Annotated in this window: 13 protein-coding genes and 1 tRNA gene; 12 read left to right on the top strand and 2 right to left on the bottom strand. The window is 60.4% G+C overall.

All coding sequences use genetic code 11. The features are described 5' to 3' along the window. Window positions 1-73 precede the first annotated feature (73 nt). The gene (locus tag IEX75_RS18320) at window positions 74-1051 is read left to right on the top strand and encodes a hypothetical protein (RefSeq protein ID WP_188796385.1); all 978 of its coding nucleotides are present in this window, start codon (window positions 74-76) and stop codon (window positions 1049-1051) included. 173 nt (window positions 1052-1224) lie between these two features. Here the strand turns inward: IEX75_RS18320 and IEX75_RS18315 are convergent. Next, window positions 1225-1301 (bottom strand) — tRNA-Pro (locus IEX75_RS18315). A gap of 183 nt (window positions 1302-1484) precedes the next feature. Between IEX75_RS18315 and hisS the strand changes: the two genes are divergently transcribed. Both hisS and IEX75_RS18305 read left to right on the top strand, forming a co-directional pair. Continuing rightward, window positions 1485-2858: a histidine--tRNA ligase gene (gene hisS, locus IEX75_RS18310; RefSeq protein WP_188796384.1), complete on the top strand. Its 1374-nt coding sequence runs from the start codon at window positions 1485-1487 to the stop codon at window positions 2856-2858. Between the two features lie 162 nt (window positions 2859-3020). Further along, window positions 3021-4913, top strand: coding sequence for an HAL/PAL/TAL family ammonia-lyase (locus IEX75_RS18305; protein WP_188796383.1), 1893 nt, complete (start codon window positions 3021-3023; stop codon window positions 4911-4913). On the opposite strand, the gene IEX75_RS18300 is transcribed toward IEX75_RS18305, so the two are convergent. After that, window positions 4910-5545 (bottom strand): DUF998 domain-containing protein, encoded by a 636-nt coding sequence (locus IEX75_RS18300; RefSeq protein WP_188796382.1) that lies wholly within the window; start codon window positions 5543-5545, stop codon window positions 4910-4912. The genes IEX75_RS18305 and IEX75_RS18300 overlap by 4 nt on opposite strands. Before the next feature lie 205 nt (window positions 5546-5750). Here IEX75_RS18300 and IEX75_RS18295 point away from each other — a divergent pair, with 205 nt between their 5' ends. The 9 genes from IEX75_RS18295 to hisIE all read left to right on the top strand — a co-directional run bounded on the left by IEX75_RS18295 (window position 5751) and on the right by hisIE (window position 13370). Next, window positions 5751-6086 (top strand): YerC/YecD family TrpR-related protein, encoded by a 336-nt coding sequence (locus IEX75_RS18295; protein ID WP_188796381.1) that lies wholly within the window; start codon window positions 5751-5753, stop codon window positions 6084-6086. Continuing rightward, window positions 6083-6976 carry an ATP phosphoribosyltransferase gene (gene hisG, locus IEX75_RS18290; protein WP_188796380.1) on the top strand — a complete coding sequence of 298 codons (894 nt, stop codon included), beginning with the start codon at window positions 6083-6085 and terminating at the stop codon, window positions 6974-6976. Before IEX75_RS18295 ends, hisG begins: the two co-directional genes overlap by 4 nt. A gap of 10 nt (window positions 6977-6986) precedes the next feature. Continuing rightward, window positions 6987-8294 carry a histidinol dehydrogenase gene (hisD, locus tag IEX75_RS18285; protein WP_188796378.1) on the top strand — a complete coding sequence of 436 codons (1308 nt, stop codon included), beginning with the start codon at window positions 6987-6989 and terminating at the stop codon, window positions 8292-8294. Beyond that, window positions 8291-9379, top strand: a complete 1089-nt coding sequence (gene hisC, locus IEX75_RS18280) for a histidinol-phosphate transaminase (RefSeq protein WP_188796376.1) — start codon at window positions 8291-8293, stop codon at window positions 9377-9379. The genes hisD and hisC overlap by 4 nt, the downstream gene beginning before the upstream one ends. Window positions 9380-9388: 9 nt before the next feature. Next, window positions 9389-10453, top strand: a complete 1065-nt coding sequence (hisB, locus tag IEX75_RS18275; RefSeq protein ID WP_188796374.1) for a bifunctional histidinol-phosphatase/imidazoleglycerol-phosphate dehydratase HisB — start codon at window positions 9389-9391, stop codon at window positions 10451-10453. After that, window positions 10453-11043, top strand: coding sequence for an imidazole glycerol phosphate synthase subunit HisH (hisH, locus tag IEX75_RS18270; RefSeq protein ID WP_188796372.1), 591 nt, complete (start codon window positions 10453-10455; stop codon window positions 11041-11043). Before hisB ends, hisH begins: the two co-directional genes overlap by 1 nt. A 188-nt stretch (window positions 11044-11231) precedes the next feature. After that, window positions 11232-11960 (top strand): 1-(5-phosphoribosyl)-5-[(5-phosphoribosylamino)methylideneamino]imidazole-4-carboxamide isomerase, encoded by a 729-nt coding sequence (gene hisA, locus IEX75_RS18265; protein ID WP_188796370.1) that lies wholly within the window; start codon window positions 11232-11234, stop codon window positions 11958-11960. Next, on the top strand, window positions 11954-12745 hold the full coding sequence (hisF, locus tag IEX75_RS18260; protein WP_188796368.1) for an imidazole glycerol phosphate synthase subunit HisF: 792 nt from the start codon (window positions 11954-11956) through the stop codon (window positions 12743-12745). Before hisA ends, hisF begins: the two co-directional genes overlap by 7 nt. After that, a complete protein-coding gene (hisIE, locus tag IEX75_RS18255; protein WP_188796366.1) occupies window positions 12738-13370 on the top strand; it encodes a bifunctional phosphoribosyl-AMP cyclohydrolase/phosphoribosyl-ATP diphosphatase HisIE in 633 nt (210 codons plus the stop codon). Before hisF ends, hisIE begins: the two co-directional genes overlap by 8 nt. Window positions 13371-13483 lie beyond the last annotated feature (113 nt).

Genomic DNA, 13483 nt, shown 5'->3' with positions numbered 1-13483 from the left:
CTATCCATGCTCCAGTAAGGGGACAGCATGACGTGCGCCAGCATTCCCCCTGTACTCGAAGCGCTTGCGTCGCATGGCGCAAGAAAATGAGGACGAAGACATGGCAGGGGACCCAATGAAGCGCTTTGTATTGATCGCTGCACCGTTAACTTTGGCTTTGACCGGCTGCGCACCTCCCATCACGCTTAACTACGCACCCAGCTCCACGATGATTGTTTCCGGGAGCGAACAAGTTGGCACTTTTAAATACACTCCCGGCGATTCCGGCAAGGTGAAGGAAAACCAGCTCCGTAATACGGCGCTCGGGAACATCATGATCGACCGCAACGTAGGTGATTACTTTAAACAGGCATTCTTTGAAGAATCACGTTTCGTAGGCATCAAAATGGACCAAGGTCCGCTAGTCCACGGAACCATCAACGACCTGCTCATCGACGATCTTGGCTATAGCGTGGACTGGACACTGGATGTCACCTACGTGGTCGATACTGTTGGAGGTGGCGCGTCTTGTTATAACCAGCAAAAGGTTTTCAAGAAGCACACCGCCAAATTCGTGAATGCGTTCGGTACGCTCAACGAAGTCATCAAGGACGGTATTGAAGAGGTATTCAAAGATTCTGCTTTTGTGAGTTGCATTCAAGGGCATGCAGGCTCTTCGGGCATCGCGATAGCCACCGTAGCTAATACTGTCACGCCAACGCCAACGCCAACGCCAACGCCAACGCCAACGCAGGCATCGGCACCGGCACCGGCACCGGCACCGGCGTCTGTAGCTACGACCACGTTACCAGCAGCCGATCCATCGTCCGCGCCCGCCGCCAATCCTGAGCCTGCTCAACAAGTGACACCTGTGGTCGCAGCCTCCGCTCCAGATGGCGATGCCAACCTCGCGCTTGCTCAGTCCGTCGCGAACGGTCTGGGGTGTGGCGCAGTTCAAGCGAACGGAGGCACGACATTCACAGCGCCTTGCGGCAGCTACAGCGTGTTGATTGATTGCAACGGCGGTCAATGCCGTCCCATGCATACGGTCAGCGCCAAGCATGATGAGTAGTTGGGTTGTAGCGGAGGCTTAGCTCAATACGCGCAGTTACGTGGCATCTGTTCCATCGCTCGCCGAAACAGTGCGCACAGGCGTGGCACTGTGCAGCTGATGCTAACGAGACAGCGGCTTCGTCGCCCTAACAAAAAAGCCGGCCACAAGGGCCGGCTTTTTTTAAGAAACTTTGGTCGGGGTGACATGATTCGAACATGCGACTTCTACGTCCCGAACGTAGCGCTCTACCAGGCTGAGCTACACCCCGCGGGAGCCGCGTATCTTAACGGTCCTAAGGGGTATTGGCAACAGGCGGCCGGTGCCGGCGACTGGATTCTGATGGAGCAAGGGCGGGGTAGGCGGGTGCTTCTGCTACGCTATTGGGCTGCCAGCGGGATGCTCTGAATCGGGGAATCCCAACGCGGCATTTTCCACCTTCAACGAGGATTCCATGGCGCTTACCCAGGCCCGCACCATGCCCGGCGTGCTCGAGCTGTTGCCGCTCGACCAGATTGCTTTCCAGCGCATGCTCGACGTGATCCGTCGCAACTATGAGCGCTTCGGCTTCCTGCCGGTCGAGACGCCGGTGATCGAATATTCGGATGTGCTGCTGACCAAGACCGGTGGAGAGACCGAGCGGCAGGTGTATTTTGTACAGTCGACCGGCGCGCTGGAGCAGGGCGAGAAGCCGGAACTGGCCTTGCGCTTCGATCTGACCGTGCCGCTTGCCCGCTACGTGGCCGAGCACGAGCACGATCTCAACTTCCCCTTCCGCCGTTACCAGATGCAGCGCGTTTACCGCGGCGAGCGTGCGCAGCGCGGGCGGTTCCGCGAGTTCTACCAGTGCGACGTCGACGTGATCGGCAAGGACAGCTTGTCGGTCCGCTACGACGCCGAAGTGCCGGCGGTGATCTACAGCGTGTTCCGTGAACTGAACATCGGTGCGTTCACCATCCAGCTGAACAACCGCAAGTTGATGCGTGGCTTCTTTGAAAGCCTCGGCGTGACGGATCCGGAGCAGCAGACCCTGGTGCTGCGCGAGGTGGACAAGCTGGACAAGCGCGGCGCCGATTATGTGCGCGACACTTTGACCGGCGAGGCGTTCGGCCTCAGCGCGGAGGTGGCGCAGAAGGTGCTGGATTTCGTGCAGGTGCGTTCTAGCTCCTTGCAAGATGCCTTTGCCAAGCTCGATGCCCTGGGCGCTGGCCCGGAGGCGATGGAGCAGGGCCGTGCCGAGCTGAAAGAGGTGCTGGGCCTGATCCACGATTTCGGCGTGCCGGAAACGCATTACGCGTTGAATCTGTCGATCGCGCGTGGCCTGGATTACTACACCGGCACGGTTTACGAGACCACGCTCAACGATCACCCGCAGATCGGCTCGATTTGTTCGGGCGGGCGATACGAGAACCTGGCCGGGCAGTACACCAAGTCACACCTGCCGGGCGTGGGTATTTCCATTGGCCTGACGCGCCTTTACTGGCAGTTGCGCGATGCCGGCCTGATCAACACGGCGCGCAGCACGGTGGATGTGCTCGTCACGCAGATGGATGCGGCGCAGTTGCCGGCGTACCTGGCGCTGGCGAGTGAGTTGCGCGCGGCTGGCATTGCCACGGAGGTGGTGCTGGAAGGCGGCAAGCTTGGCAAGCAGTTCAAGTATGCCGACCGCGCTGGCATACGCTTTGTGATCGTGCTGGGTGAAGACGAGTTGGCGAAGGGCGTGGTGACGGTGAAGGATTTGCGTCGCGAGGACCAGTTTGAGGTATCGCGTGCGGAATTGGTGAAGACGCTGCGGGTGGAGCTGGAGCAGGCGGCGGTGATGGGGTGAGGAGTTTTCTATCGCTCTGCGCGTAGGGCTGGAATGCCGATTGTAGGTTGGGTTAGCGCAGCGTAACCCAACAATGCCGCCCAAATATGTTGGGTTACGCTGCGCTAACCCAACCTACGCAACTGCGCGTAGTCATGACATCGACAACACGTTGGAGTTCTTGTGAAGCAAACCATTCTCCTCGACGGTAATAGCCTCAGCCGCCAACAACTCGTTGCTGTGGCGCGTCATGGTTACGGTGTAAGACTTGATACCGAACAGCTCACGCGCGTGCGCCGCACGGCGGATTTCCTGTCGGAGAAGGTGAGCTGCGGCGAGCCGATCTACGGTGTGACCACCGGCTTCGGCAGCAATGCAGACAAGTTGCTGGGTGCTTATCGTTTGCGCGATGAGTTGCCCGGCGGCAATCCGCACAAGCCGGAAGGCACGCTGCTGGAGGAGTTGCAGCACAATCTCATCACCACGCATGCCGTATGCGTGGGCAAGCCGTTTTCTGCCGAGGTAGTACGCGCGTTGTTGGTGATCCGCATCAACACGCTGATGCGCGGCCATTCGGGTATTCGCGTCGAGACGCTGGAGGCGCTGACCGAATTGCTCAACCGCGATGTGATTCCGGTGGTGCCGGAGAAAGGTTCCGTTGGTGCCAGTGGCGACCTGGCACCGCTTTCCCATCTGGCGATCGTGCTGCTTGGTGGTGGCGAGGCGTTCTATAAGGGCGAACGTTTGCCGGGTGCCGAAGCGCTGCAGCGTGCGGGCCTGAAGCCGATTCGTCTTTCCTTCAAGGAAGGCCTGGCGCTCAACAACGGCACGGCGCAGATGCTGGCCACCGCGGCGCTGGCGTTGGATACATTGGAATATCTGCTCAACGTGGCAGACCTTGCCGCGTCGATGACCTTGGATGCCTTTGCCGGCCGCAGCGGCGCCTTGCGTCCGGAAGTGCATGCACTACGTCCGCATCCGGGCCAGGTGCATGCCGCCGACCATGTGCGTGACCTGCTCACCGGTTCCACCCTGGTCGACATCCCTTATCACTTGGTGCCGCGTTTCCGTCCCTGGAGTGCTGAAGCGTGGAGCACGCCGGAAGATCACGCGTTGAGTTTCGACATCGGCTGGGATTGGGTGCCGGCCAACCAGCGTCACGGCCGCGAGGCGTTCTACAGCCGCTTCCTGCCATTCAAGGGCGGCAAGAAGCATCAGCCGCAGGATGCCTACTGTCTGCGCTGCATGCCGCAGGTGCACGGCGCGGTGCGCGATGCCTGGGCGCAGGCTTGCCGCATCATCGATATCGAGTTGAATGCGGTGACCGACAACCCGCTGATCTTCCCGGATAACACCGATGCCCAGCATATCGAGGAGCAGGTGATTTCGGCGGGTCACTTCCACGGCATGCCGCTGGCGCTGGCGATGAGCTATGTGAAGGCAGCGATTCCGGTACTGGCTTCGATTTCCGAGCGCCGTCTCAACAAGCTGGTCGATCCGGCCACCAATGATGGCTTACCGGCTTTCCTTACCGGCAACGAAGACGGCACCGATTCGGGCTTCATGATCGTGCAGTACACGGCAGCGGCGCTGGTGAATGATCTGGCCACGCGCGCGCATCCGGCCAGTGTGTATTCGGTACCGACCAGCGCGAATGCCGAAGACCATGTTTCCATGGGCGCCAACGAAGCACGCCACGTGCTTGAGATGACTGAAGACCTCAGCCATGTGCTGGCGCTGGAGCTCTACACCGCCGCCCAGGCGCTGGACTACCGCCAGGAAATGCTCAACGCTGCCCGCCGCCTTGCCGCGCGTGGCGATTGGCAGGCGCTGGCCTCCAAGGTGAACAACGCGCCGCGCGAGGATCATGCGCACTATGCGCAGTTCGTGGAAGAAGTGAAGCAGTTGACTGCCGCGCTGGCCGAAGTCGGCGAATTCCATGCGGGTGAATCCGTGCGCAAGGCTTATGAAACGCTGCGCGGGCGGATCAGCTTCATCCATCGCGACCGTGCGATGGATGGGGATGTGCGTACCGTCTGCGAGCTGGTGCAGCAGCGCGCGTTCGCAAGCGCTTAAACGCCTGCGTACCGTGGCCGGGCTGCACGCAGCAATTGGCGTGCAGCCCAGGCCAGCCACAGCAGGATCAATACGATCAGCAGCTTCTGCATCAGCCCATGCGGAAGCGTGCGCATGAAGGTTTGCAGCCAGAGTATGGCCGTGGCCAGCCAGGCGAGCGACACGCCCAGGTAGCGGCTTGCGCGCAGGCGCGGATCGCGGCGCCAGCGGCTGGAAAGCAGCAGCATGCCGAAGCTCAGTGTCAGAAAAGTGGACTGCGCTGCCAGGCCGTGAATCAAGGCAGCCTGGCCTTCATAGGGCGTGTCTTTGAATAGTTCGGTAGCTGCCACGATGGGTAGCAACAGTCCGGGCACGGCGAACAGCACGAGTGCCAAGCCACTACGCAACGGCACTGCGGTGGCGCGATAGCTGCTTACGGCAAAGAAGATCAGCGCAATGCCCATCAAGTAGTACGTCATGCGCACGTACGCACCGCCAGGGCCGGTGAGATAGATGCTTAGTGGCACGGCGATGGGATCCAGGTCCGTGCGCCAGAACTGCGCGGCACCGCAGATGGCGGCAAATGCAATGACCGCAACGGTCATCAGATGGGCGGCATAGCGCGTCGTTGGGGAAGCAGCGCCGTTATTCATAACGTCTCCATGTCAAGGCGGTAGGGATGGCCGCTCAACCCTGAATGATACAGATGCCGGTTGCCTTTCGTAGGTTGGGGTGAAAACCCCAACGTCGCCACGCTCATGCGTCCTGATGTTGGGGTTTTCACCCCAATCTACGAACTTGCGTCGGTCACGTCGGGTCGCTAGAATGCGTTCCACTGTGTTAACGCGTTAGTACACTATGAAGCGCCGATCGATCGATCCCGAAACCCCGGAAGAGTCCGCCAGGCTCAGCCTGTGCCGCGCCTTGCTCTCGCTGAAGAACGCCGAGGAAATGAATGCTTTCCTCAACGACCTGTGTACGCCGGCCGAGCTGGAGGTACTGGTCGATCGTTGGCGGGTGGTGCCATATCTGCTGGAAGGGGTGTCCTATCGCGAGATTCACGATCGCACTGCGGTGAGCATCACCACCATCGGGCGCGTAGCGCGTTATCTCAACCAAGGTAGTGGCGGGTATCTCGCTGCGGCGGCGCGTGCGACGCGTGCTCGTGCGGCAGCAAAAAGGGCGCGCGCATGAAGCCGCGGGATCGTTTGCGTATCGCCATGCAGAAATCCGGCCGGTTGACCGAGCCGGCGCTGGATCTGCTCAATCGCTGTGGCCTTACCTTTCGTCAGAGCCGCGACAAGCTGTTCTGCTTCGGTGAGGGCGAGCCGGTGGACCTCTTGCTGGTGCGCGATGACGACATTCCTGGATTGATTGCCCAGGGCGTATGCGATCTCGGCATCGTCGGGCGCAATGTGCTCAATGAGTTCAAAGGCACTGCCGGCGACGGCGCTGCGACGCTGACGGAATGGCGGTCGCTGGGCTTTGGCCGCTGCCGTCTTTCCATCGCCGTGCCGCAGGATGTGGCATACAACGGGCCGAATGATCTTTCCGGGCTGCGCATTGCGACGTCGTATCCAGGGCTGCTTGGCACCTGGCTGCGGGAGCAGGGTGTGGTGGCCACCACCATTACCTTGGCCGGCTCGGTGGAAATTGCGCCCAAGCTTGGCACGGCCGATGTGATCTGCGATCTCGTGCAAAGCGGCGGCACGCTGGTCGCCAATCAATTGCGCGAAACCGACGTGTTGCTGCAGAGCGAAGCCGTGCTGGCCGGCCCGGATGCGCTGCCCACCGACGAGCGTGGCGACATGATCGAGCTGCTGCTCAAGCGTTTGGACGGCGTGATCCAGGTGCGTGAATCACGACTGCTGCTGCTTCAGACCTCACGCAACACGCTCGATGCGGTAACCCGTCTGTTGCCGGGTGGTCCGCAGCCCACCTTGTTGCCGGTGGCTGGGCAACCCGATCAACTGATGCTGCAGGCCTTGTGCGCAGGTGAAGTGAGCTGGCGGCAATTGGAAGAAATCAAGAAGGCCGGTGCGCGCGAGATGTTCGTGCTGCCGGTCGAGAAGATGCTTGCTTGAGACGTTTGGGATGAAGCGAATCGATTGGAATACGTTGAACGACGCCGAGCGTAACGACGCACTGGCGCGGCCTGCACAATCACGTGCGGAGGAGCTGCGCCACGGTGTGGAGCGGATCATTGCGGAAGTGCGTGCCAAAGGCGATACGGCCTTGCGCGAGCTTTCTACGCGTTATGACCGCTGCACGCTGGATGCCATCGAGGTCAGCGAAGCAGAATTCGCGGCAGCCGAGGTCAAGCTGGCGCCGGAATTGAAAGCGGCCATCCGTGAGGCCGCTGCGCGCATCGAATCCTTTCATAGCGCCGCCGCGCCACAGCCGATCGGTGTGAATACCGCTGTGGGCGTACGCGTGGAACGCATTCTTCGCCCCATCAATCGTGTTGGCTTGTATGTGCCGGCTGGCAGCGCGCCTTTACCTTCCACTGCGCTGATGCTGGGTGTGCCCGCGCGCATTGCAGGTTGCCGCGAAGTGGTGTTGTGTTCGCCGGCACGTGCGGATGGCACATGCGATGAAGCCGTATTGTTTGCTGCACGCACGGTAGGCGTGCATCGCATATTCAAACTTGGCGGTGCGCAGGCGATTGCGGCGATGGCTTATGGCACCGAGAGCGTACCGCGTTGCGACAAGCTGTTTGGTCCGGGCAACGCGTGGGTGACTGAGGCGAAGCTGCAGGTATCGTCCGACCCTAACGGCGCGGCCATCGATATGCCCGCCGGACCTTCCGAAGTACTAGTGATTGCCGACGCCCAGGCCAATCCCGTGTTCGTGGCGGCGGATCTGCTGTCGCAAGCCGAGCACGGGCCGGATTCACAGGTAGTGCTGGTCAGCCCGTCTGCGGCGTTGCTCGATAAAGTGGCTGAAGAAGTGGATCGCCAGTGCGCGCAATTGCCGCGCGGCGCCATCGCGGAGCAGGCCTTGGCGCAAAGCCGTCTGATTGAAGTTCAATCGCTGGCCCAGGCTGTCGAAGTCAGCAATCGCTATGCACCAGAGCATTTGATTCTGCAAGTGAATAACGCACGCGAGCTGGTGGCCAGCATCGAAAGCGCGGGTTCCATTTTTGTGGGCGCATGGACGCCTGAATCCGTGGGCGATTACTGCAGCGGCAGCAACCACGTATTGCCGACGTATGGTTACGCGCGCAGCTACAGCGGTGTGTCGGTGGCCAGCTATCTGAAGCAGATTACGGTACAGGAACTGGACCCCAATGGCTTGCGCGCGATAGGTCCGTGCACGGCCACGTTGGCCGCCGCGGAGCAGCTTGAGGCGCATCGCCGTGCCGTCACGCTTCGTTTGGCTGCGCTGGGGACTCGTCTATGAGTGTCCTGGATCTGGCACGACCGGAAATTCGCACGATGCAGCCGTATTCCTCGGCACGTACGGAGGCAAGCGGCGGGCAGGTCATGCTCAATGCGAATGAATCCGCCTGGGAACCGACCGGCGAGGCGGGCGCAGGATGCAATCGCTACCCTGATCCGCAGCCGCAGGCCTTGCTACAAGCCTTGGCCATGCTCTACGGCATACGGACCGAGCAATTGCTGGTGGGGCGTGGCAGTGACGAAGCGATCGATTTGCTGGTTCGCGCTTTTTGCCGCGCTGGGCAGGATGCGATCGTGATCCAGCCGCCAACCTTCGGCATGTATGCCGTCTGCGCGCGCATTCAAAATGCTGTGGTGATCGACGTGCAACTGGCCGATGACTTCAGCCTCGATATTCCCGCTCTGCTTGCTGCGATCACGCCGGCAGTAAAGCTGGTGTTTCTCTGCACGCCGAACAATCCCAGCGGCAAGTCGATGTCGCTTGCGGATATCGAACAGGTAGCGCAGGCCCTGGTTGGTAAAGCCTTGCTGGTCGTGGATGAGGCTTATATCGAGTTTTCCGATCAAACGAGCGCGATCGAACTGATTGACCGCTACGAACATCTTGCCGTGTTGCGTACCTTGTCCAAGGCATGGGCGCTGGCTGGTGCGCGCATCGGCAGTCTGCTGGCAAATCCAGAAGTGATTGCGCTGCTCAGGCGAATCATGCCGCCGTATCCGCTGCCGTTGCCTTGTGTTGCGGCAGCGCTGGCGGCGCTCTCGCCATCGGGACAGGCTGCGGCAAGCGCGCATATCCAGATCGTGCGTGAGCAGCGCGCCTTCATGCGCCGCTCGCTGGCCGAGTTGCCAGGTGTGCGGGAAGTGCTGTCTTCCGATGCGAATTTTCTTGCTGTGCGCTTCGATGATGCGGGTGCGGTTTACCAGCGCTTGCTGCAGGCTGGCATCGTGGTGCGCGATGTGCGCCGCTATCCCAAGTTGCAGGATGCGCTGCGTATCACGATCGGTACGCCTGACGAGAACGCCAAGGTGCTGGCTATTTTAAAGAGCATGGTCGATGACCGGCGTTTTGCCGATGGATCGGCATAAGGTAATGAGATGAGCCGCAAGATATTATTTGTTGACCGTGATGGCTGCCTGATTGAAGAGCCGGCTGACGAGCAAATTGATAGCTACGAAAAGCTCGCCCTTTTGCCGGGTGTGATCGCAGCCCTGCAGCGTATCGTGGCGGCTGGCTATGAATTGGTGATGGTGACCAATCAGGATGGTCTGGGCACCGACAGCTTTCCGCAGGCGCATTTCGAGGGGCCACACAATCTCCTGATGCGTATCTTTGCCTCGCAAGGCGTGCGTTTTCGCGAAGTGCTGATCGATCGTAGTTTCCCGCACGAAAGACTGGATACGCGCAAGCCAGGCATTGGCATGATGCGCGACTATCTGGCCGACGACGGCTGGACGCGTGCCGAATCCGCGATGGTAGGCGACCGTGAGACGGATCTGCTGTTTGCGGCCAACATGGGTGTGCGTGGTTTTCGTGTCGGGCCGAACGGCATCAGTTGGGAAGCCGTCGCGCATCAATTGCTCGATCGGCCGCGTATTGCGGAGGTAGTGCGCAATACGAAGGAAACACGCATCAAGGTGCGAGTGGATTTGGATGCGCAGACGGAACCGGTGGCGCATACGGGCTTGGGCTTTTTCGACCATATGCTGGAGCAGATCGGCAAGCACGGCGGTTTCGCGCTCAGTCTTCAATGCGATGGCGACACCAAGGTGGATGAGCACCACACCATCGAGGATTGCGCGCTCGCTTTGGGTCAAGCCTTGCGCCAGGCGTTGGGTGACAAGCGCGGTATCGGCCGTTATGGCTTTACGCTGCCGATGGACGAGTCGCTGGCCAGTGCCGCGCTGGACCTCTCGGGCCGCCCGTACTTCGTGTTTGAAGGCCAGTTTCCGCGCGAACGCGTGGGCGATGTGCCTACCGAACTGGTACCGCACTTCTTCCGTTCACTGTGCGACACGCTCGGTGCCAATCTGCGTCTAAGCGTGCAGGGTGAGAACGCGCACCATATGGTGGAAGCCTGCTTCAAGGTGACCGCGCGTGCCTTGCGCCAGGCGATCCGCCGCGAAGGCGATGAATTGCCAAGTACCAAGGGGGCCTTGTAATGAGTGTGGTGCTGGTCGATGCCGGCGGTACCAATATCGGTTCGGTGCGTTATGCCTTGCAGCGGCTTGGCGTGGATGCCGCGTTGACGGCTGATGCCAAAAGTATTCGGGCAGCGGACAAGGTCATTCTGCCTGGCGTCGGTGCGGCGGCGCCGGGCATGGCGCGATTGCGCGAGCTGGGCCTGGTGGATGTGATTCGTTCGCTGACGCAGCCGGTGTTGGGTGTGTGCCTGGGGATGCAACTGTTGTGTGAGCACTCCGAGGAAAGTGACACCGCTTGCCTGGGGGTGATCCCTGCCAGTGTTCACAAGTTCGAGGAAACGCCGGAACGGTGTGTACCGCATATGGGTTGGAATCGCCTGTCGCCGGTGAGCAGCCATCCGTTGCTCAAAAATCTGGAAGAGGGCGATTGGGCCTACTTTGTTCACAGCTATGCGGTGCCGACGGGTAAGTACACCTTGGTGAGCAGCGATTACGGTGGCCTGTTTTCGGCGGTGATCGCGAGCGGGAATTTTCATGGGATGCAGTTTCATCCGGAGCGCTCGGCAAGGGTGGGGGCGAAGCTGTTGAAGAATTTTCTTGAGCTTTGATGAACCCGGAAGGCTCATCGGTACAAGAAGGCCGTCATTCCCGCGAAAGCGGGAATCCATTTTCACGGAGGCATCAGAGCAAGATGGATTCCCGCTTTCGCGGGAATGACGGCCGGGCAGGATTGAGCGTTGTCGGATGCGTGTAGAGCCTGTGTCTCTTTGCATAGGGAATTTAAGAGCTGATCAGCATGAATTTTGAAGTCATCCCTGCCATCGACCTGCGCGGTGGCCAAGTAGTCCGCTTGCGACAGGGCGATTACGCGCAAGAAACGCAATACGCCTCTGCGCCGAGTGATCTGGCTGCCAGATATGCACAGGCTGGTGCACGCTGGCTGCACGTGGTGGATCTCGACGGTGCGCGTGCAGGTAATCTGGCCAATCTCTCGGTTATCGAAGCGCTGGTTAAAGCCGGCATGCAGGTGCAAGCGGGGGGCGGTGTGCGTGCAGACGATGACGTACGCCGGTTGTTCGATGCAGGTGTAAGCCGGGTCGTGGTAGGCAGTGTTGCCATTCGCGAGCCGGAGCGTGTGGTGGAGTGGCTGAACATATACGGTGAAGAAGGTTTCACCATCGCGCTGGATACCCGCCGTCGTGAGAATCGTTGGACCTTGCCGAGTGCCGGCTGGACGGAAGACGAAGCGCGTACTTTGGACGAACTGGCACCGTGGTATGCCGCGCGCGGTGCGCGTCATCTGCTGTGCACGGATATCGAGCGGGATGGCATGCTGGCCGGTTTCAATCTGGAGCTTTACCGGCATCTGGCGCAAACCGTTCCGCAGCTGGCGGTGCAGGCCTCCGGTGGCGTGCGTTCATTGGATGATATCCGCGCGGCACGCGACGCTGGTGCACGGGGGGTGATTCTTGGACGCGCCTTGCTGGAACAGCGCTTTACGCTGGAGGACGCTTTGGCATGCTGAGTCGCCGCATCATTCCCTGCCTGGACGTGCGCGACGGCAAGGTCGTCAAAGGCGTGCGTTTTCGCGATCACGTGGTGATGGGCGAAATTGTCGAGCTGGCCTTGCGCTATCGCGATGAAGGCGCCGACGAACTGGTGTTCTACGACATCACCGCCAGTCCGGAAGGGCGTCGCGTGGATCGCGGCTGGGTGGAGCGTGTCGCGCGTGAGATCGATATTCCCTTCTGCGTGGCGGGTGGTATCCGCTCGGTCGCGGATGCGCGCGAGGTGTTGCATGCGGGCGCAGACAAGGTTTCGATCAACTCGCCAGCATTGGAACGCCCTGAGCTGATCGACGAATTGGCGGCAGCGTTCGGCGTGCAGTGCGTGGTGGTGGGTATCGATTCCATGCGTGATGCGGATGGCGAGTGGCGTGTGCGCCAGTACACCGGCGATCCGTCCAAGACGCGTTCGCTGGCACGTCGCACGCTGGACTGGATGATGGAGGCGCAGCGTCGTGGTGCGGGCGAGATCGTGCTCAATTGCATGGACACGGATGGCGTGCGTGAAGGTTATGACTTGGTACAGCTGACGGCAGCGCGAAAAGGGTGCACGGTGCCGCTGATTGCATCGGGCGGTGCGGGGGCTATGACGCATTTTCGCGACGCATTCACGCAGGCTCGTGTTGATGGTGCTTTGGCGGCCAGCGTTTTCCATGGCGGCGCCATCGCCATTCCCGAACTCAAGCGTTATTTGCAGCGGGAAGGCATCGTGATTCGCTTGCAAGAGACAGTCGACCATGAGTGAAACCGTGAGCAATTTTGATTCGCTTGATCTGAGCCAGATCGACTGGGAAAAGTCAGATGGACTGGTGCCCGCCATCGTGCAGCACTGGTTAACCGGCGAGGTGTTGATGCTTGGTTATATGGACGCCAAGGCGCTGGCTCTTACCCAGACCAGCAGCAAGGTGACGTTCTACAGCCGTAGCAAGCAGCGCTTGTGGACCAAGGGCGAAAGCTCGGGGCACGTGCTGCACGTGAAGTCGATTCGTGCTGATTGTGATGGCGATACCTTGCTGGTGCTGGCCGATCCGCATGGGCCGACCTGCCATCTTGGCACTCGCAGCTGTTTCGGCAATGAAGTGCGACCGCCACTGGGTTTTCTGGCGCAATTGGATGCGTTGGTGGAAAGCCGGAAAAGGGAGTTGCCCCAGGACAGCTACACCACGAAATTATTCGAGGGTGGCACGCGACGGATTGCGCAGAAAGTGGGCGAGGAAGGCGTAGAGACGGCGCTTGCTGCCGTGGCACAGGGGGATGATGAGTTGCTGGGCGAAGCGGCCGATCTGGTGTTTCATCTCACCGTGTTGCTGCGTGCACGGGGATTTGGGCTTGCTGATGTGGCGCAGGTGTTGGTGGAGCGGCATGGGTAATCTTTACTGCCGCCATTTCCGCGAATGCTGGGCTGCGTAAGTTTGTTGGTTGGGGTGTAAATCCCAACATGGCCTTGCACACACATCCGGATGTTGGGGTTTGCACCCCAACC

Source organism: Dyella nitratireducens (genome assembly GCF_014642835.1).
GTDB classification, from domain to species: domain Bacteria; phylum Pseudomonadota; class Gammaproteobacteria; order Xanthomonadales; family Rhodanobacteraceae; genus Dyella_B; species Dyella_B nitratireducens.
The sequence above is the reverse complement of the archived record's forward strand: the minus strand, read 5'-3'. Positions and strand labels throughout refer to the sequence as shown.